General features: G+C 61.7%; 16 protein-coding genes and 1 pseudogene. 9 read left to right on the top strand and 8 right to left on the bottom strand.

Going from position 1 to position 18,363, the window contains the following annotated elements; translation table 11 throughout:
- Positions 1 to 2: 2 nt before the first annotated feature.
- Positions 3 to 1,220: an acyl-CoA dehydrogenase family protein gene (locus ACIQTW_RS10825; protein WP_402936804.1), complete on the bottom strand. Its 1,218-nt coding sequence runs from the start codon at positions 1,218 to 1,220 to the stop codon at positions 3 to 5.
- 132 nt (positions 1,221 to 1,352) lie between these two features.
- Here ACIQTW_RS10825 and ACIQTW_RS10830 point away from each other — a divergent pair, with 132 nt between their 5' ends.
- Together ACIQTW_RS10830 and ACIQTW_RS10835 are read left to right on the top strand one after the other, a co-directional pair.
- Entirely contained in the window at positions 1,353 to 3,071 is a 1,719-nt protein-coding gene (locus ACIQTW_RS10830; protein ID WP_402936805.1) for an AMP-binding protein, read from the top strand.
- A 40-nt stretch (positions 3,072 to 3,111) separates the two neighbouring features.
- Positions 3,112 to 3,621, top strand: coding sequence for a MarR family winged helix-turn-helix transcriptional regulator (locus ACIQTW_RS10835; RefSeq protein ID WP_024819327.1), 510 nt, complete (start codon positions 3,112 to 3,114; stop codon positions 3,619 to 3,621).
- A 3-nt stretch (positions 3,622 to 3,624) separates the two neighbouring features.
- On the opposite strand, the pseudogene ACIQTW_RS10840 reads toward ACIQTW_RS10835, so the two are convergent.
- Positions 3,625 to 4,841: pseudogene (locus ACIQTW_RS10840) on the bottom strand (HNH endonuclease).
- A 330-nt stretch (positions 4,842 to 5,171) separates the two neighbouring features.
- On the opposite strand from ACIQTW_RS10840, the gene ACIQTW_RS10845 reads away from it, so the two are divergent.
- Positions 5,172 to 6,368, top strand: a complete 1,197-nt coding sequence (locus tag ACIQTW_RS10845; RefSeq protein WP_402936806.1) for an MFS transporter — start codon at positions 5,172 to 5,174, stop codon at positions 6,366 to 6,368.
- A complete protein-coding gene (locus tag ACIQTW_RS10850; protein WP_402936807.1) occupies positions 6,365 to 6,868 on the top strand; it encodes a cyclophilin-like fold protein in 504 nt (167 codons plus the stop codon). Before ACIQTW_RS10845 ends, ACIQTW_RS10850 begins: the two co-directional genes overlap by 4 nt.
- Positions 6,869 to 6,926: 58 nt before the next feature.
- Here the strand turns inward: ACIQTW_RS10850 and ACIQTW_RS10855 are convergent, their stop codons facing one another.
- Together ACIQTW_RS10855 and ACIQTW_RS10860 are read right to left on the bottom strand one after the other, a co-directional pair.
- Positions 6,927 to 7,823: a helix-turn-helix transcriptional regulator gene (locus tag ACIQTW_RS10855; RefSeq protein ID WP_402936808.1), complete on the bottom strand. Its 897-nt coding sequence runs from the start codon at positions 7,821 to 7,823 to the stop codon at positions 6,927 to 6,929.
- Between the two features lie 62 nt (positions 7,824 to 7,885).
- Positions 7,886 to 8,761, bottom strand: coding sequence for a universal stress protein (locus ACIQTW_RS10860; protein WP_402936809.1), 876 nt, complete (start codon positions 8,759 to 8,761; stop codon positions 7,886 to 7,888).
- 107 nt (positions 8,762 to 8,868) lie between these two features.
- Between ACIQTW_RS10860 and ACIQTW_RS10865 the strand changes: the two genes are divergently transcribed.
- Positions 8,869 to 9,534, top strand: coding sequence for a TenA family protein (locus tag ACIQTW_RS10865; protein ID WP_402936810.1), 666 nt, complete (start codon positions 8,869 to 8,871; stop codon positions 9,532 to 9,534).
- On the opposite strand, the gene ACIQTW_RS10870 is transcribed toward ACIQTW_RS10865, so the two are convergent.
- Both ACIQTW_RS10870 and ACIQTW_RS10875 read right to left on the bottom strand, forming a co-directional pair.
- Entirely contained in the window at positions 9,531 to 10,109 is a 579-nt protein-coding gene (locus tag ACIQTW_RS10870) for a dihydrofolate reductase family protein (protein WP_402936811.1), read from the bottom strand. The two genes, ACIQTW_RS10865 and ACIQTW_RS10870, sit on opposite strands and share 4 nt — an antisense overlap.
- Before the next feature lie 262 nt (positions 10,110 to 10,371).
- Positions 10,372 to 10,668: a DUF4190 domain-containing protein gene (locus ACIQTW_RS10875; protein WP_402936812.1), complete on the bottom strand. Its 297-nt coding sequence runs from the start codon at positions 10,666 to 10,668 to the stop codon at positions 10,372 to 10,374.
- 422 nt (positions 10,669 to 11,090) lie between these two features.
- Between ACIQTW_RS10875 and ACIQTW_RS10880 the strand changes: the two genes are divergently transcribed.
- Complete coding sequence (locus ACIQTW_RS10880; RefSeq protein ID WP_402936813.1) at positions 11,091 to 13,718, top strand: GH32 C-terminal domain-containing protein; 2,628 nt, start codon at positions 11,091 to 11,093, stop codon at positions 13,716 to 13,718.
- A 62-nt stretch (positions 13,719 to 13,780) separates the two neighbouring features.
- On the opposite strand, the gene ACIQTW_RS10885 is transcribed toward ACIQTW_RS10880, so the two are convergent.
- Together ACIQTW_RS10885 and ACIQTW_RS10890 are read right to left on the bottom strand one after the other, a co-directional pair.
- The gene (locus ACIQTW_RS10885) at positions 13,781 to 14,074 is read right to left on the bottom strand and encodes a putative quinol monooxygenase (RefSeq protein ID WP_402936814.1); all 294 of its coding nucleotides are present in this window, start codon (positions 14,072 to 14,074) and stop codon (positions 13,781 to 13,783) included.
- Between the two features lie 50 nt (positions 14,075 to 14,124).
- The gene (locus tag ACIQTW_RS10890) at positions 14,125 to 15,123 is read right to left on the bottom strand and encodes a LacI family DNA-binding transcriptional regulator (RefSeq protein WP_402936973.1); all 999 of its coding nucleotides are present in this window, start codon (positions 15,121 to 15,123) and stop codon (positions 14,125 to 14,127) included.
- A gap of 176 nt (positions 15,124 to 15,299) precedes the next feature.
- On the opposite strand from ACIQTW_RS10890, the gene ACIQTW_RS10895 reads away from it, so the two are divergent.
- From ACIQTW_RS10895 to ACIQTW_RS10905, 3 genes are all read left to right on the top strand, one after another.
- Positions 15,300 to 16,412 (top strand): substrate-binding domain-containing protein, encoded by a 1,113-nt coding sequence (locus ACIQTW_RS10895; RefSeq protein ID WP_402936815.1) that lies wholly within the window; start codon positions 15,300 to 15,302, stop codon positions 16,410 to 16,412.
- An 88-nt stretch (positions 16,413 to 16,500) separates the two neighbouring features.
- Positions 16,501 to 17,547 (top strand): ABC transporter permease, encoded by a 1,047-nt coding sequence (locus ACIQTW_RS10900; protein ID WP_402936816.1) that lies wholly within the window; start codon positions 16,501 to 16,503, stop codon positions 17,545 to 17,547.
- On the top strand, positions 17,544 to 18,338 hold the full coding sequence (locus ACIQTW_RS10905; RefSeq protein WP_402936817.1) for an ATP-binding cassette domain-containing protein: 795 nt from the start codon (positions 17,544 to 17,546) through the stop codon (positions 18,336 to 18,338). Before ACIQTW_RS10900 ends, ACIQTW_RS10905 begins: the two co-directional genes overlap by 4 nt.
- Positions 18,339 to 18,363: the final 25 nt, after the last annotated feature.

Consider the following 18,363-nt stretch of genomic DNA (forward strand, 5'->3'; position numbering starts at 1 on the left):
GCTTAGACGAATGCCGATTTACCTGTCACCGCTCGGGCCACGATCATGGAGTTGATCTCGTAACTGCCCTCGTAGGTGTACAGGATCTCCGCGTCACCGAAGAGCTTGGCTATCTCGTAGTCGGTGGTGATCCCGTTCCCGCCCAAGAGGGACCTGCCCATCGCAACTGAGGAACGGGCAAGCCGCGTGGTGGTCGCTTTGCACATGGCGGCCTGCACCATCTCAAGCTTCCCGGCCTGCTGTATCCGGGCGAGTTCAACCATCATGGACAGTGAGGCATTGGCATTGCCCAGAATGTCTGCGAGCTGCTGCTGCACCAACTGGAACCGGGCCAACTCTTTGCCGAATTGCCGGCGCTCCAGCGCGTATGAACGGGCGATGTCAAAGGCGGCCAATTGAATTCCCGCAGCTTGCCAGCCCACCCACGCACGGGAATCACGCAGGAGGTCATTAGCGCGGGAAAACTCCGTGGCACCTGGCAGCAGGTTTTCCAAAGGAATGCGTACCTCATCCAACACGATGTCGGCGTTCTGCATGATGCGCAGGCCGATCTTGTTGGAGATCTTGGTGGCTGAGTAGCCGGGCCGGTCCGTCTCGACGATGAAGCCCTTGATATGCCCGTCGGCTTCATCCCGCGCCCAGACCAAGGCAAAGTCGGCAATCGTGCCGGCCCCTATCCACCGCTTGGCACCGTTGATGACCCATTCGCCGCCGTCGCGTCGCGCCGTCGTCGAGAGTCCTCCGGCGATGTCCGATCCGTGATCCGGTTCTGTCAGCGCAAAGGCACCCAGCTGGGTAAAAGCCTCCAGCCCGGGCAGCCACTTGCGTTTCTGTTCAGGGGAACCGAGCTCGTCAATCATCCCGACGATGAGCTCGTTGTGGATGCCCACCAGCGCCGAAAGGGACACATCCGCCCGAGCGACCTCGGTGTACATGAGGCCCTTGAACAGCTTGGAGGAGCCGTCCGTTTGCAGCCCGCCCAGCCCGAACTTGGCCATGTCAGCCAGCAGTCCGAACGGAAATTCTTCCCGGTTCCAGTAGTCGATGCTCGCAGCCCGGATCCGTGTTTGCAGGAACTCCCTGATCTCGAGATACCGCGCACGCTCCCCAACTGGGAGCAGGTCAATGACGTGCATCAAGTCCGCCTCCGGATAAGGAGGCAAGACGCGTTCTGATGCCGTACCGCTGGTAACGGTGGCGGCAGCTTTTTCGTCGAGCATTAGACCCCTTCGTCATGTCCCGCATGGGCTCTTCCAAACCCTTGGATGTCCTAGTATATTGCAAGGTGATGTGGATCACTAGACGGGCAGCCCGGCGATGGTGCCGGGAAACCCGAAGGCGAAAGGCGGACTATGACAGTCACAGAAGACTTCCGTGCGGCCCGCGATCGGCTGCTGGAATTGCGCGAGGACTACAAGCAGGCACACGCTGAATTCCGGTGGCCCCGCTTCGAGGAGTTCAACTTCGCGCTCGACTGGTTCGACCAGGTCGCCGCAGACGAAACCAGGGGTAGCCAGCCCGCGCTGGTCATCGTGGAACAGGACGGCAGTTCAACCCGGCGCACCTTCAAGGACCTCTCCCGGAGGTCCTCCCAACTCGCCAACTGGCTGCGGGACCAAGGCGTCAAGCGCGGCGAGCACATGATCATCATGCTCGGCAACCAGGTTGAGCTGTGGGAACTCATGCTGGCAGGCATCAAGCTGGGCATCGTCATGATCCCCACCACCACCCTCATGGGCGCCCGCGATCTTCAGGACCGGGTGGAGCGCGGCGGGGCCAGATGGGTGGCTGCAGGAAGCGCCAACATCGGCAAGTTTGCCGACGTTGAGGGTGATTACACGTTGATTGAGGTCGGTGCGGAGACCACGAACGCGGACGCCAGGCAGTACGCGGACTCTTACGACGCCGGCACGGACTTCACGCCCGACGCCCCCACCAAGGCGGACGAGACCCTGCTGCTTTACTTCACGTCCGGCACCACCTCACGGGCGAAACTCGTGGAGCACACGCACACGTCCTATCCCGTGGGCCACCTGTCCACGATGTACTGGATCGGCCTGGAGCCAGGCGACGTCCACCTGAACGTCGCCTCCCCCGGCTGGGCAAAGCATGCTTGGTCGAACGTCTTCACACCGTGGATCGCCGAGGCTACCGTCTTCATTTACAACTACCAACGCTTCGACGCTGGCGCCCTTATGGAACAGATGGGCCGCGAAGGCGTCACGAGTTTCTGTGCCCCGCCCACGGTTTGGCGCATGCTCATTCAGGCCGACCTCACCCAACTCTCCACTCCGCCGCTCAAGGTGGTCTCTGCTGGCGAACCACTCAACGCCGAGGTCATCGGCCAGGTGGAGGAAGCCTGGGGAGTCACCATCCGTGACGGCTTCGGCCAGACCGAGTCCACGGTCCAGATCGCCAATACGCCCGCGCAGCCAGTGAAGATCGGCTCCATGGGACGCCCACTGCCGGGATACGACGCGGTCCTGGTGGACCCGGTCACCGGGCAGGAATCCGACGACGGCGAACTCTGCTTGCGCTTGGAACCGCGGCCTGTGGGGCTCATGAAGAGTTACTTCGGTGACGAAGCCAAGACGGCCGAAGCCTTCCGGGACGGCTACTATCACACGGGCGACATGGCGAGCCGGGATTCCGACGGCGTCATTACTTACGTCGGCCGGGATGATGACGTCTTCAAGTCCTCCGACTATCGCTTGTCGCCTTTCGAACTCGAAAGCGTCCTGATCGAACATCCGGCAGTGGCGGAGGCCGCCGTCGTGCCTTCGCCTGACGCTGTAAAGCTGTCGGTTCCCAAGGCGTTTGTGGTGTTGGCTGCCGGCTATGAAGCCGGGCCGGCGGTCGCGGAGGACATTCTCAAGTACTGCCGTGAGCATTTGGCGCCGTTCAAGCGCATCCGGCGGCTCGAATTCGGGGAACTGCCCAAGACGATTTCCGGCAAGATCAGGCGGGTGGAGCTGCGTGGGACGGAAGTCGCCCGGCACGGCGACGGCCCGCTGCCCGCAGGTTTGGGCGTCGAATACACCGAGGAAGAGTTCCCGAATCTGAAAGACTAGCCAACCGAGCAGTAGGCCAAGCAAGCAACGAAGGAGGCCCATGGGCACGCCACTCCCCCGCGACCCCATTGCCGATGCCCAACGAAACTGGGAACGGCATGGTTGGGGCGACGTCGCTGCGCCCATGGCTGCCATCACCGCCATCATGCGCACGCAGCAGATCCTCCTGGCGCGCATCGAAACGGTGCTCAAGCCGTTCGGGCTGACGTTCGCGCGCTATGAACTGTTGGCGTTGCTGAGCTTCGCCCGCAGCGGTGCGCTGCCCATGAACAAAGCCAGCGCGCTCCTGCAGGTCCACCCAACGTCGGTGACCAACGCCGTCGACCGCCTGGAGAAAGCCGCCTTGGTGGCGCGTTCACCTCATCCAACCGATGGGCGCACTACCCTGATCGAGCTCACCGCAGAGGGACGCACCCTCGCTAAAAAAGCGACGGCGGCCCTCAACGCAGAGGTCTTCGGCAAGTCAGGCTTCGGGCCCGACGACGTCGATCACCTCATCCGCGTACTGGGCACCTTCCGCAGGGACGCCGGAGATTTCACCGAAGAATAGACGCTAGATGAGCTTTCTACGTTCTGGAGGGCGGTGTCCGGGCAGGGGTGGGGCTTTTGATTGATAGCTGTGTCCGGTGGGGGTGCTGATTTCCAGGGTGTGCGTCCCCCCGTGCACGTCGGCATGTACGGTTTTGCTGGCCCAGCCGGGGTTTTCCTTGGTGTGGTTGCACGCCTCGCACAGCCCTGCACCGTTGGTGAGGTGTGTTGTCCCTCCGGAACGCCACGGAAGCACATGGTCAATATGCCGGATGGGCGCATCGCAGTACGGCGTGCGGCAGGTATCGTCGCGGGTTTCGATGAAACGCCGAAGCCTCGTCGGGAAGAGCCGGGCTTTGGAGTCCATGCTCAACAGCTCGCCACTGGCCGGCGCGGTGTAGAGCCGCCGAAGCCAGACAGAGAGCTCTGTACCCGCCGTTCTCGCGTGATCTGGCTGGCTTTCCCTGGTCCGAGAAGTTCCCTTGCCCATTCGGCCGGGACGATTCCGTAGCCCTTGAGCCGTGCTGGTTCGCTGTCGCCTTGGAAGAGGGTGCGGTCGGTCATGACGAGGTCCAGGTTGATCCCCGAAATCCCGCCGGGTGCGCCGGTGACGCGTTCAACCAGGGTGTCGGCCATGACCTGACCCCGGGTCCGGACAACACCAGACACCGCGTCACCGCTGGAACGGGCCGAATCAGCCGCGCGGCACAGAGCTGCGTAAACAGCCACCCCCTGGGCCACCGGCAGCAACGCGGTCAGGTACGTCATCGTGTCCGGCGCCGGACGCAGGCTCACCATCCGCTCAGCGGCCGCACGGCTGGCACGCCCCGCCACCGACCGCGGATCACGCCGATACGCCGCAGCCTTCACCGCCGCAACGATCGCCTTATCCCCTGCACCATCAAAAGTCCCGGTATCGGCGGCAAGCTCCTCATCCACCGCGCACCGGTCCTCAACAGACAAACACGCCGTCTCCTTCACCAAAAGCGTGGCCCGCCACTCATTCAACTGCCCCGCCTTCAAAGCAGCCAACGTCCGCGGCATCTCCATCACAAGGGCCGTCGCCAAACCCAGCAACCGGGACCCCCGATTCGGTGACTCCCGCCTCGCCAACGCCACCTGAGCACCCACCCCCTGCCCCCGCTCCGACAAAGGAACACCCGCCTCGGCCTGCTCCGCGCGCTGGGCAAGATCAAAAGCCACAGCAACCCGCGCCTGCAACGCCGTAGTGGCCGACTTCATCTCCTCCAACACCCGCAACTGCTCGATCAAGTCCCCACACACAGAGCCGGCCGGAACCGCGCCGGGCGGCGCAGGGACCCGGGGCGGCAGTCCGTGAGACGAGGCAGCAACAAGCGCATCCGCCACCACCGCGCCCGCCTGCTTATCCCCAATCCGTTCCATGCCCTAACTCTGGCAGCAGGCACCGACAATATAGCGTCAGTGATTACAAGGAGAGAGCCCAATGACCTTTTAGCGCCGCCCTTTCGGACCACCATGTGAGGGAGTCCCTCGGAGGACCTCCCTCAAGCGGGTCTCCCTAACACTCTCTAAACCTGATGTTCTGAAGTCATGACCACAACCATTTCCTCCACCAAGAAACGGCGTTTGCCACTGGTGACCTACGTTCTGGCGGCCGGAGTGTTCCTCATGGGAACCACCGAGTTCATTGTGGCGGGGATTCTGCCGGAGATTGCGGGCGATCTTGGGGTGTCCGTGGCAAGTGCTGGCCTCATGATCACGGTCTTTGCGGGGGGCATGATTGTCGGCACCCCCACAATGTCCATCCTGACCCTTAAGCTGCCGCGCCGCCTGACGCTCAGCCTCGCGTTGGCTGTGTTCGCTGTGGGGCATGTGGTTGTTGCACTTACTTCCGACTTCACGCTGATTCTGATGGCCCGTTTCGTAACGGCCCTGGCGACTGGCGCTTTCTGGGCGGTAGCCGCCGTCGTGGGTGCAAAAGCCGCAGGTCCGGCTTCAGCGTCCCGGGCGCTGGGCGTTGTCTTGGGAGGCGGCATGCTCGCCAACGTGGTCGGTGTGCCGCTGGGCGCCTTCGCAGGCCAAGTGATCGGCTGGCGTGGCCCTTTCTGGGCGTTGGCTGTTCTTGCGCTGGCGGCGGCCGTTGTGGTGTACCGGCTGGTCCCGGCCACCCCGGAATCCGGGCCCATTCCGTCCGTTCGGGCCGAGCTTGCCAGCATGCGTGACGTAAGAGTCTGGCTTGTCCTGGCGGGTTGCGCGATCGTGTGCGGATCGTCCTTGGCTGCCTACAGCTTCATCTCTCCGCTGCTTACTGAGAACACGGGCCTGGCCGCTTCCGTGGTGCCGTTGGTTCTGGTGGCGTACGGCGTGGGAGCTTTCATGGGCTCCAATCTTGGAGGTCACTTCGGCGCACACCAACCCTATCCGGCACTGTTCATCTCGGCGGGAATGACGTTCCTGGTGTTGGGCGCTCTCTCTTTGTTCTCCCACTATGCCGTGGTGACAGTGGTCCTGATCTTCCTGCTGGGACTCTTCGGGATGGCCACCAATCCGATCCTGATCGGCAAGGCCGTTGGCTATGCCGGTCACGCGCCCACCCTTGCGTCGGCGCTCAGCACCTCGGCGTTCAACCTCGGTACGGCCGCGGGATCGTGGATCGCCGGTTACGCCTTGGAGTCGGCGCTTGGAGCCACGGGACCTGTGCTGGTGGGAACAGGCATTGCGGCGCTCTACTTCGTGCCGCTCACAATGTTGATGCTCAAGGATGGTAAGGAACGTGCCCGGCCATGAAGCGCCGCACCGGAATACTGCTGCTGGTGTTGGCACTCGTTGGCTGCAGCCCGTCTCCCGCCGGCGAAGCCACCCCGACGTCGGCCAGCGAGACATCCAGTCCCACGGAGACATCCAGCCCCGCTGCAGGCAGCGTCGTAGGTACGGTGGTCCGCTTCAGCACCGCCTCGGCGTCGTTGGACGTGACCATCGGTGAGGACAACCCCGCTACCCGGGACTTTCTGGGCATGCTGCCGCTCACCGTCACCATGGAAGAGTTCGCTGGCCGGGAGAAGATCGCGGACCTGCCTCGGCCTCTCCACTATGAAGGGTCGCCCGGGTCTGACCCCGAGGACGGCGACCTCATCTACTTCGTGCCGTGGGAAAACCTCGGTTTTTACTACAACGCCTCGGGCATCGAATTCTCGGACCAGACCATCCATTTGGGCCGCTACAACGCGACTCCGGAAGAGCTTGCGCGCTTCGAAGGCAAGGAAGTTCGTGTGGAAGTCGGCCGCTGACCGTCCGCTGTCGGCGCCAGGGCGGGCGGCAGCACTGCCGTCGTAAGCTGACCTGCAGTCAGCTGTCCGTCCGTGTCTTTTCCGACGCAGGCTGGACGCCCTGTCCGTATTCGCTGGCTGCCCAGGAGGACAGCAACTGAAGGCGCTCGGCCGACGGCGACCCGGGTTCCGCCGCGTAGATGGTCAGGGTCAATCCGGGTTCGGCGGCCATTTCCAGGCCCTCGTATGCGAGAGTCATCTCGCCCACGATCGGATGATTGAACGTCTTGAAGCCCGTTCCGTGATGCCGGACGTTGTGCGCTCCCCAGCGTGTGCGGAACTCGTCGCTGCGGGTGCTCAGTTCACCAATGAGATCGTGCAGTTCCTTGTTGTGCGGGTCGCGTCCAGCCTCGGTGCGAAGGATTGAAACGGTCACCTCCGCAAAGGCGTCCCAATCCGGGTAGAACTCCAAGGCGCGATCGTCCAGAAACGTGAATTTGGCGATGTTGGGGGCCTGCCCCGGCATGTCGTAACAGTCCTTATAAAACGCCCGGGCCAAGGGGTTCACGGCCAACAGGTCCATGCGGCCATTCCGGACAAAAGCGGGTCCGGCCGTGACAGCATCCAGCGCCCACTGCAGGCTCTCGTGGGGAACATAGGATTTCGAATTCCTACGCCGTGGGGGCCGGGCAACGGGGCTGGCCGCATGGGCGAGATCAAACAGATGTGCCCGTTCAGCGTCATCCAAGTTCAGCGCTCGGGCGATGCTCTCCAGTACTTGTGGTGAAGCGCCGCTGATGGCCCCACGCTCCAAGCGGGTGTAATACTCCACGCTCAACCCGGCAAGGGTGGCCACTTCACTGCGACGCAGCCCTTTGACCCGCCGGTTTGATCCTGTGGGCAACCCAACCTGCTCCGGGGCCACGTGGGCCCGCCGGGAGATCAAAAATTCGCGTACTTCCGCCCGATTGTCCATGGATTCCACCATAGATCCGGACCGTCGCCGAAGGGAGTCCCTGCGAGGACCTCCGAAAATGGCTACGTGGCCTCGGACGTTGCCTTGCGACGTGAAACCAGCACTGGACTGTGGGCGTGGTGAAGCACGGCATGCGCCGTGGAGCCTATGGTGCCTTTGACCAGGCCATGGCCTTTGGTCCCCACCACCGTGAGGCGCGCCCCTTGAGAAGCCTTGACCACGGCCCGGGAGAAAGAAGCATCAACCAGCAACTCGCCGGCCACTGTGACTCCGGGTGCTTTGTGGCGGGCCCGGCTCAGCACAGCGTCAAGCATCGCTTCAGCGTCCGGGTAAGCTTCCACGGGCTCGCGCAACCGTCGGTACCCCTCCGGTTCGTGCAGCACGTGGACAATCATGAGGTCGGCACCCGTTGCTGCCGCGAAAAGACAAGCGTCGTCGAGGGCTGCCGGGGATCCGGAGTCATCAACTGCAAGCAGCACTGGACCCTCCGGGTGGTCATCTGCGCGGATCACTGCCACCGGGCACTCTGCGGTTGCTGCCATCTCCAAGCTCACGGAGCCCACCAGCAAGCCCATGAACCCGCCAAGTCCCCGGCTTCCGAGTACCAACATCTCCGCACCCAATGAGACGTGGGCCAGGTGATCGCGTGGCATCCCATGCAACAACGTGGTCTGGACTTCCAGTTCGGGGACGGTTTCCTTGGCGAGCGCCAGCCCCTCTTCAAGGACCTTTTGGGCGGCCCGTTCCAAACCGCTATCGGCAACACCGGGAACGGGACCCCTGTTGTGGGACAGCAGAACCCACAAGGAACAGTGCACAACGTGGAGGGAACAGTCCCGCAGGATCGCGTGCTTGGCGGCCCATTGGACGGCGCGGTGTGATTCTTCGGATCCGTCATAGCCAACCACGATCGTCTTCGATGCGCGCTCGTTCGTCATGGCCCGAGCCTACGCTGGCACCGGTAGCGGCACCAGAGCGTAACGCCCACGCCTGCAGCGTTGCACACTGCTAGGCTCCGAATGCCGACACTTCAGGAGGAAAGACCGTGGGCTTTGCCATTGAACTCAGAAACCGGAACGCCGAGGACTGGGACGCCGCCGTCAACCATCCGTTCGTGGACCAACTGCTGGACGGGTCCCTTCCCGATGAGAACCTGCGTGGCTACCTCGTCCAGGATTACCAGTTCTGCGATGCCTTCACCGCCCTCCTGGGCCAAGCTGTCGCATCGGCACCTTCGCTGCCTTCGCGGCTGGTGTTTGCCCGGGTTCTCGGGGCTTTCGCTTCGGACGAGAATACGTACTTCCAGGATTGCTTCAATGAACTCGACGTCCCCGAGGCGGATAGAACCGCACCCGCGCTGGGATCTGCCACCCGGGATTTCGACAACCTGATGCGCAGCGCCCTCGCTACCCGCTCCTACCCGGAAGTCTTGGCCGTGCTGTTGGTTGCCGAGTGGCTCTACGGAGACTGGGCTGCCCGCGCCGGGGACACCAGTGAATGGCCTGCCCACGCAAAGCATGCCGAGTGGATCCGCCTCCACAACAACCCGGAGTACAACGCATGGGTGACGTGGCTACGCGCCGAATTCGACGCCGTCGAGCCTGCCGACGGCGCTGCACGCGAGCGCGTAGCCGCCACCTTCGCTGAAGCGGTGCGGCTGGAGCGGGCGTTCTTCGACGCTGCTTTGATTCCAGCGGATGCCTCGGTCTAGGACCGTTTCCGGACTGTGTAGCTGAGCTCCACCAAGCCTTGGTCATAGCTGTTCACGTCCACCAGCTTCAATAGGGCAGGGTCATGTCCCGCCGGGAACACACCCCTGCCGGATCCTTGGCCCACCGGCATCACCACAAGCCGGACCGCATCCACTTCTCCCGCAGCGAAGAATGTCTCGCCGAGCGACAGGCTCCCCCAGAGAACGATGTCCTTTGCGCACTCCCGTTTGATGCGTCGGATCGCCTGGATCGCGTCGCCGGATTCAACGGTCGACGGCGGGAAGTCGCCCCAAGGGGCCTCCTTCAGGTGGCGTGAAAACACGTGGCGCCTCAGGCCATTGAGTGCGGGTGCAATGATCTCGCCCACGGAGGCGGGAGTAGGCCAGTATTCAGCGAAGTACCTGTAGGTGTTGGCCCCCAGAACCATCGCTTCCACGCCGCCGAGCCATTCGAGTTGTGCACGGTCAAACCCGGCCGTTCCGCCTTCCAGCAGTTCGTAGGCTTTGAACTCGTTGTTGGTGTCGGCGGCGTATCCGTCAGCGGTAACAAAATCCTGGACTATTAGCTGTCCCATGAGCGACTCCTCGATCCGGCGCTGGCCCGAAGGAGCCTACGCCGCGAAGAATGACCCGACAACCCCTTCACCGTTCTTCTCGTTCCCAGCCTCCCGGCAGCCTTCGGGTGTGTCCGCAAAGTCCGTCCAGTGCCAGCTGTCCAGGCAGTCATCGTTATCGCAGAATTGCGCAGCCATTGATTTCCTCGTCGTCGTGTTTGCGTCTCCTAATTAGGAGGCACAATCACCGGGATCGTGACGAGGGATGGAAAGTGCGCTGCCCCTACTGGGTTGCGGAAGTAACAGCGAAGATCAGCGCTGAGCCCAAGGAAAGGAGACCGATGCCGTAGCCCACAACCAAGGCTCCGATGGCGAAGGCCCGTCCCCGTTCACCGCGTTGTTGTATCTGGTTCAAGGCCACATGGCCAGCCCCCACGACGAAGACTGCGATGACCGCCATGCCCGCGAAGAACAGCCCCACAAGGGCAAGCGCTGCCATGGCGGCGGCCACAATGGCTTGCCGGTTGACCGGCTGCACGGACGTGTCAGCTTGCTCGGTTTGAACGATCTCCGTTGACATGTTCTCTCCCCATTCGTAAGTGCCCTGAGTCTATCCGCGCCGGGCCCGAATCCCGGGGATCTACCGGTGCTTGAACTCCGGCTGACGCTCGCTGAACGCGGCCATGCCCTTCCTTCTGGTCCTCCGTGGCAAAGAGCGAAAGGAACACCACGCTACAGCGGGAATCTGATTCTCCCTCACGGAGAACTCCCGTGTTCTTCGACAGGTAGGTCGTTCACTCAACCCACGTCACCGAACACGTCAGGACCCTTCTGCCGAAGGCTCTGACAACGATGTCCCTCTGTTGAGTCTTAAAGAATCGACTGACAACCACTCGGAAAAACCGTTGACTTGTCCGATGGACTTATCGTAGCTTTTCACTCGTTGACAACGTTGTCTACTTGGGGATGGGCACGCGCGATGAAGGGCGAACGAGGAGAACAATGACGAGATCCACTATGAGTAGGATGCGGGCGGCGACGTCTGCGTTGACGCTGGCGGGCCTGACGCTTTCGGGCATCATGGCCGGCATGGCGCCGGCTTCTGCGGCACCGGAAGTAGGCAGTGAGCAGTTTCGACCTGCTTACCACTACACGCCAGCAAAGAATTGGATGAATGATCCCAACGGGATGGTTTTCCACAAGGGCGTTTATCACCTGTTCTACCAGCACAATCCCTCCGGCAACACGTGGGGGAACATGTCTTGGGGTCATGCGACGTCGAAGGACTTGGTGCACTGGGAGGAGGAGCCTCTTGCCCTGTCCACTGATGCGCAGGAAGATGTCTTCTCCGGCAGCATTGTGGTTGATAAGGACAACACCACGGGCTTCGGCACGAAGGAAAACCCCGCGCTTGTGGCCATTTATACCAGCGCTTACAAGGAACCCTCCCCGCACCGGGGGCTGCAGGCCCAGTCCCTGGCTTACAGTCTGGACGATGGACAGACCTGGACCAAGTACTCAGGAAATCCTGTGCTGAATCGCAATTCAGCCAACTTCCGGGACCCGAAGGTCTTCTGGTACGGCAACCCGGCCGGCGGTGGTTACTGGGTCATGACGACGGTCGAATCGCAGGATCACAAGGTTCTTCTCCACAAGTCCGACAATCTCAAGGACTGGACTGCCCTGAGCGAATTCGGACCCGCCAACGCGACCGGCGGCCAGTGGGAATGCCCTGATCTGTTCCCACTCGCTGTGGATGGGGATCAGGACAATATCAAGTGGGTCATGGTGGTCAACATCAATCCCGGCGGAGTGGCCGGAGGCTCGGCTGGACAGTACTTCGTGGGTAACTTCGACGGCACCACCTTCACCTCCGAAACCACCAAACCAGTGGCCGAGGTACCTGCCGGAACTGTCCTGGCAGGCTTCAACGACGGAACCTACAACGGATGGACCTTGAACAACGAACCAGGCAACTGGAAGAACGGACCGTTTGGCGACGCTCCCGCCGCTGGTTCCCTCCCCCGCCAGAGTCCGGTGACTGGATTCGGCGGAACAGGACTGGTCAACTCGTTCAACGACGGCGACTGGCCGATGGGTTCCATGCAGTCACCAACCTTCACCGTGACCGACGACTACCTGAACTTCCTGATCGGCGGCGGCAAGCACCCCCGCGTCTCCGACAAGTTGGACAACACCCCGCCTCCAGGAGAACTGAAGTTTGCTGGCTTCGAGATTCCCGAAGGCACAACGCTGGCCGACGCCGACTGGACCGGCACAGGAGACCTGACCCCCAATTTCCAACCGGCCACCAGTGGCGGGGACTACTACATTGGCGCAAAGCGAATCAACACGTTCGAAACCGGTGCCGTGCCCGGCGATGACCGCCAAGGCACCCTGACCTCCCCCGAATTCCCCATCACAAAGGACTTCATGTCCATGCTGGTTGGAGGCGGTTATCGTACTGCTGACTCCGGGCAGACCCTGGCCGTCCAGCTACTGGTCAACGGCAATGTGGTCCGCTCCCTGGCGGGCGATAACGCGGGGCTGCTGAACTGGAAGGGCTGGGACGTTTCGGAGTTCGCAGGACAGAACGCACAGCTGCGGATCGTTGACGAAGCAACCGGCGGCTGGGGCCATCTGACCCTTGACCACGTCATGCTCACCGACGCTGCCGCTGTTCCCAGATCCGATGAAGAAACAGTGAACCTGGTGGTCAACGGACAAGTGGTTCGTACCGCCACCGGCAACGACAGTGAAACCCTGGATTGGGCTTCATGGGATGTCAAGGAATTCGTGGGCCAGCAGGCGCAAATCAAGGTTGTGGATAACAACAGATTCGGGTGGGGGCACATACTCGCGGACGAGTTCACAGCCAGCTCCACCGCAGCGAAGTCCCGGCTGGAGTCCTATGACTGGCTTGACTATGGACGCGACTATTACGCGGCCGTTTCCTTTTCGAACATGCCCGACAACAAGCGGGTCATGCTCGGCTGGATGAACAACTGGGACTACGCCAACAACATACCCACCAACCCTTGGCGCAGCGCCATGTCACTGCCCCGGGAGGTGCAGTTGACTCAAACACCCGACGGACCACGCCTGGCCCAAAATGTGGTCAAGCAAGTGGACAAGCTTGCAACAAAGCCCAGCTACGCGGACAAGAAGGGCGGCGCCATCATGGCCGGAACAACCCCGCTGCCCGCGGCTGCTTCAGGTCAGGTCCAGCGCGTGGACATCACCTTCGCACCAGGCACGGCGAAAAAGTCGGGAATCACCGTACTGGGCGACGGCACCTCCTCCACCGTCATCGGCTACGACTCCACCACCGGAAAAGTCTTCGTTGACCGAACAAACTCGGGAGACACCACTTTCCACCCGGCCTTCGCCTCCGTTGAGGACGCCCCTATCACCCTGGACAACAAGGGCAATGTCACCCTGCGGGTTTATGTAGACCGCTCATCGGTGGAAGTATTCTCCGGCGACGGTCTCCGGACCATCACAGATCAAGTATTTCCCAATGCCGGAGCGGACAAGATGGCGCTCTTCGCGGAAGGTGGGACAGCGCAGCTAAAGTCGCTCACCGTGACCCCCATGGAAGGATCAATGTTCCTTCCCGGAAAGAAGTAAAGCACCACGCACAGCAAGGAAGGCGGCCGGCTTTCGCCGGCCGCCTTCCCTTGCATTTGCAGCTAAACCAGTGGCTTCAGCCAAGTCAGGACAGAACCATCACCTTCGATGTGATCGGCAAGTTCGGCGTTGAACTCCCGGCCGTAATCGGCGCCGATGTGATCCTGAAAGGCTTGTTCGTCACGGTAGACCTCGAAGACGAAGTACTCCCGCGGATTGGTTTCACGCGTGTAGGGCAGGAACGTCACGTTTCCCGGTTCTTTACGGACGTGCTCCGTAAGCGTTGCCATCATCTCCGCGACGCGGCTTTCACTGCCTTCCTTGACGGTGAACTCTGCATACAGTGTCTTGGTCATGGCCGGTCCTTTGCTCGGTAGGTTTCGGTTTGTTCTTTCATCTGTTCGTATTAGCCCGGGATGCGGATTTCACCGGAGCCTCGCTGTATGAGCTCCGTGGGGATGACATATGTTTGGGCCGGGCTCTGGTCACCATCGATCCTTGCAAGGATCCGCTCAGCTGCAAGCTTGCCGATGCGTTCAGGGTGTTGGGCGATCACGGTGATCCCGGGGTCCATCATGTCGGCCAGGGTGAAATCATCAAATCCAATGAGGGCAATCTTGTGATGCAGCCCAAGGGCTTTCAATGCCCGCATGGCACCAAACGTCACCAAGTTCTGACTGGAGAAAATCGCCGTCGGCGGGTTCTCTGAGGTGAGCAGTTCGCGAGCCGCCCGAAATGCGGTTTCTTCATCATGCAGGTTCTCCCGAACAGCGACGCCGGAGGTGGAAATGCCTGCTTGTCCGACGCCGTCGAGGAATCCTGCCCGACGCTTTCCGGCGGTCTGGATATCCGTTCGGTCGCCAAGGTAAGCCAGCCGGGTATGTCCATGCTGGATGAGATGGGCCGCAGCCTTTGCCGCGCCAACTTCATTGTCAGTAACTACCGCGTCGGCCTCAATGCCTACAGGCTCGCGGTCGATGAATACCAGCGGCAGATCGCGGGAGTGCTCCGGGATCATGTAAGCCTGGCTCTTGGCGATGGTAGTCAGCACAAGCCCGTCTACCCGACGGCCCAAGAAAGCTGAGATCAGCTTCCTCTCCCGATCAGGATCGTCATCCAGGCTTGCAGCGAAGACGGCAATTCCGCGCACAGCCAAGGCATCTTCCATGGCCCTGTGAATCTCGCCGCTGAACGGGTTGGACACGCTCGGGAGCAGCAGGCCGATGGACTGGGTCTTGCGTCCGGAACGCTTGAGGCTGCCCGCTGTGATGTCCAGTTGATACTGCAGCTGTTCCGTCGCCCGCAACACCCGTTGACGGGTGGCCTCGGAGACCCCCGGCTCGTCGTTCACCACTCTGGAAACCGTCTTGATCCCAACCCCCGCGAGATCGGCCACATTCTTCATCGTCGGGCGCTTGCGTCCGGAGTCGGACTGGTAACGATTAGACATCGTTGTCAACTTGCTGCTCCTCACCTCGATTTAATACTTGACTCTACCGTGTGAGCTTGCTTACATGTTACCTGACAACGTTGTCAGCCGCAGAACATGCGCCGCCAACAGCCACAAAAACAGGAGTTTCAATGTTGAGTTCCAAAGTCACGCGGTCCGCCCGGACCCGCTTTCTCGCCGCCGGTGCAGTCCTGACGCTCGGCGCACTTAGCCTGACAGCCTGCGGAGGCAGCTCCACCCCTGCATCCAGCGGAGGCGCCGATGAGAAGATCGGTGTTTCGTTGATCGTAAAGACCACCTCCAACCCGTTCTTCGTATCCATGCAGGATGGCGCCAAGAAGGCCGCCGAGACGGACGGCGTCGACCTAAAGCTCGCAGCCGGCAAGGTAGACGGTGACGAGGACACCCAGATCCAAGCCATTGAGAATGCAATCTCCAAGGGTGACAAGGGCATTCTGATCACCCCCAACGGCCCCTCCGTGGTGGACGCCCTGAAGAAGGCCAAGGATGCGGGGTTGTTCGTCATTGCGCTGGACACGCCGCCGGACCCGGCCGATGCCGCTGACATCACGTTCGCCACCGACAATTTCAATGCCGGAGAGCTCATTGGCAAGTGGACCGCTCAGCAACTGGCAGGCAAGAAGGCCGTCATCGCCCTCATTGACCTCTTTGACGACAAGGTGGTCTCCGTCGACTACAACCGCGATCAGGGCTTCCTGACGGGCCTGGGAATCGACACCGCGGATAAGAAGAAGAACGGCGACGAAGCCAAGACGGGAACGTACACCGGCGGCAAGGGTGGCGAATACGAAATCGTCGGCAGCCAGGCTTCCCAGGGAGCCGAAGACGGTGGACGTACCGCAATGGAGACCTTGCTGGCCAAGAACCCCAATGTCAACGTTGTCTACACAATCAATGAACCTGCTGCCGCAGGTGCCTTCGAGGCTTTGAAGTCCGCCGGCAAGGAAAAGGATGTCCTGATCGTCTCCGTTGACGGCGGCTGCACAGGCGTAAACAACGTCAAGTCCGGTGTGATCGGCGCAACGGCTCAGCAGTACCCGGTCAAAATGGCCGAGATGGGCGTCAAGGCCATCGTTGAGCTGGCAAAGACCGGCAAAAAGCCTGCCAACTCTGAGGGCCTGGACTTCTTCAACACGGGCGTGGAACTCGTCACTGACAAGCCGGCCGACGGCGTGAAGAGCATCACCACTACCGAGGCATCCCAGGTCTGCTGGGGCAAGTAGAAACCTCACAGAACGCGGGGAGACGAGCAAATAGCGTCTCCCCGCGTACCAGCAGTTACAGAACATGGAAGTTCAGGAGCAACCTAAAGTGACCCAGCAACAGACCGCCGGCCCTCCGAGCGCCGGGCATGCTGACTTGGCCGAGGAATTCCTCGACCGCCAGACCCCCCTCAGCAGAATCCGCAACATCCTTCACCGATACCCGGCCCTCAGCCCGGCCATTGTTCTGCTGATCGCCGTGGTGGTCTTTGGGCTCCTCAACGACCGTTTCCTGCGCGTTGAGAACCTGTCCTTGATTACTCAACAGGTTGCCGTGGTAGGTACCCTGGCCATCGCCCAGACGCTGATCATCCTGACCGCCGGAATTGACCTCTCCGTAGGCGCGGTCATGATCCTGTCCTCAATGGTGATCGCCCAGCTAGCGGTCAGCAACGGCATTCCTGGGCCCATCGCGCTGCTGGCCGGTCTCGCGGTCGGGCTGGGATCCGGGGCACTGAACGGGTTCCTTGTGACAAGGTTCCGCCTCCCACCGTTCATCGTCACGCTGGGAACGTTGAACATTTTCATCGCTCTGACGCTGCTTTACTCCGGCGGAAGCACCGTGCGTGGCTCCGCGATGCCGGACATGCTCACTTGGCTGGGAAGCACATTCCCGATCGGCCCCGTCCGGATCTCCACCGGCGTGGTCATGATGCTCCTCCTCTACGTGGCTGTGGCCTTCATTCTGGGCAAGACCGCTTGGGGACGGCACGTCTACGCGGTCGGCGATGACAAGGAAGCCGCCCGCCTGGCCGGCATTCCCGTCAACCGGGTCCTGATGAGCGTCTACCTTGCCGCCGGTGCGGTCCTCGCCATCGGCGCGTGGATCCAGATCGGGCGTACCAACGCCGCAAGCCCTAATGCCGGCGTCGACTTGAACCTGGACTCCATCACAGCCGTCGTGATTGGCGGCACCAGCCTCTTCGGCGGCCGCGGCTCGATCTGGGGTTCGCTGCTTGGAGCGTTGATCGTTGGTGTCTTCCGCAACGGCCTGTCCCTCGCCGGCCTGGACGTGCTCTATCAGACACTCGCCGTAGGCATCCTGATCATCATCGCCGTGTCCGTCGATCAATGGATCCGAAAGGTCAAGTCATGACCACCACAGACTTTGAAGCCCGCCGCACCGAAACCCGCGAGCCCATCCTTAAAGCCAGGAACCTCGTCAAAACCTTCGGCCGGGTCGTCGGTCTCGACGGCGTCAGCCTGGACCTCTACCCTGGCGAAGTTCTGGCCGTTATCGGCGACAACGGCGCTGGTAAGTCCACGCTCATCAAATGCCTCACCGGCGCCGAAGTTCCGGATACCGGCGAACTGTTCGTATCCGGACAGCAGGTGCACTTCAAACGGCCACAGGACGCACGCGTCCACGGCATCGAAACCGTGTACCAAAACCTTGCCGTTTCACCGGCCCTCGATGTCGCTTCGAACCTGTTCCTGGGCCGGGAAGAGCGCCTCCCCGGACCGTTGGGGAGTTTGTTCCGGATACTCGACACCAAGGGCATGCGCAAGAAGGCCAAAGAAGAGTTGACCCGGCTGGGCATCTCCACCCTGCAGGACGTCACTGTACCGGTCGAGAATCTTTCCGGCGGCCAGCGTCAAGCCGTCGCAGTGGCCCGCGCAGCGGCCTTCGGCTCCAAGGTGGTGGTTCTCGACGAACCGACAGCCGCTTTGGGCGTACGTGAATCCAACCAGGTGCTCCAGCTGGTTCGGGACCTCCGTGACCGAGGGCTGCCGGTCATCCTGATCAGCCACAACATGCCTCACGTGTTCGACGTCGCAGACCGCATCCACATTCAGCGACTAGGCAAATGCGCGGCGACCATCACCCCGCAGTCCCACACCATGACCGACGCCGTCGCCATCATGACAGGTGCGGCCAAGGCCTAACTGGCACGCCGGACCTTCCGTCCAT

Origin of the sequence: Paenarthrobacter sp. NPDC090517, from assembly GCF_044769165.1 — a bacterium.
Taxonomy (GTDB): Bacteria; Actinomycetota; Actinomycetes; order Actinomycetales; family Micrococcaceae; genus Arthrobacter.

Bases quoted from the DNA above. Each gene is read 5' to 3' on its own strand.
- ACIQTW_RS10845 (WP_402936806.1), top strand. From the start codon at position 5,172: ATGACCACAACCATTTCCTCCACCAAGAAACGGCGTTTGCCACTGGTG.
- ACIQTW_RS10855 (WP_402936808.1), bottom strand. From the start codon at position 7,823: ATGGACAATCGGGCGGAAGTACGCGAATTTTTGATCTCCCGGCGGGCC.
- ACIQTW_RS10830 (WP_402936805.1), top strand. From the start codon at position 1,353: ATGACAGTCACAGAAGACTTCCGTGCGGCCCGCGATCGGCTGCTGGAA.
- ACIQTW_RS10890 (WP_402936973.1), bottom strand. From the start codon at position 15,123: ATGAAGAATGTGGCCGATCTCGCGGGGGTTGGGATCAAGACGGTTTCC.
- ACIQTW_RS10885 (WP_402936814.1), bottom strand. From the start codon at position 14,074: ATGACCAAGACACTGTATGCAGAGTTCACCGTCAAGGAAGGCAGTGAA.
- ACIQTW_RS10850 (WP_402936807.1), top strand. From the start codon at position 6,365: ATGAAGCGCCGCACCGGAATACTGCTGCTGGTGTTGGCACTCGTTGGC.
- ACIQTW_RS10895 (WP_402936815.1), top strand. From the start codon at position 15,300: ATGTTGAGTTCCAAAGTCACGCGGTCCGCCCGGACCCGCTTTCTCGCC.
- ACIQTW_RS10905 (WP_402936817.1), top strand. From the start codon at position 17,544: ATGACCACCACAGACTTTGAAGCCCGCCGCACCGAAACCCGCGAGCCC.
- ACIQTW_RS10880 (WP_402936813.1), top strand. From the start codon at position 11,091: ATGACGAGATCCACTATGAGTAGGATGCGGGCGGCGACGTCTGCGTTG.
- ACIQTW_RS10825 (WP_402936804.1), bottom strand. From the start codon at position 1,220: ATGCTCGACGAAAAAGCTGCCGCCACCGTTACCAGCGGTACGGCATCA.
- ACIQTW_RS10870 (WP_402936811.1), bottom strand. From the start codon at position 10,109: ATGGGACAGCTAATAGTCCAGGATTTTGTTACCGCTGACGGATACGCC.
- ACIQTW_RS10835 (WP_024819327.1), top strand. From the start codon at position 3,112: ATGGGCACGCCACTCCCCCGCGACCCCATTGCCGATGCCCAACGAAAC.
- ACIQTW_RS10860 (WP_402936809.1), bottom strand. From the start codon at position 8,761: ATGACGAACGAGCGCGCATCGAAGACGATCGTGGTTGGCTATGACGGA.
- ACIQTW_RS10875 (WP_402936812.1), bottom strand. From the start codon at position 10,668: ATGTCAACGGAGATCGTTCAAACCGAGCAAGCTGACACGTCCGTGCAG.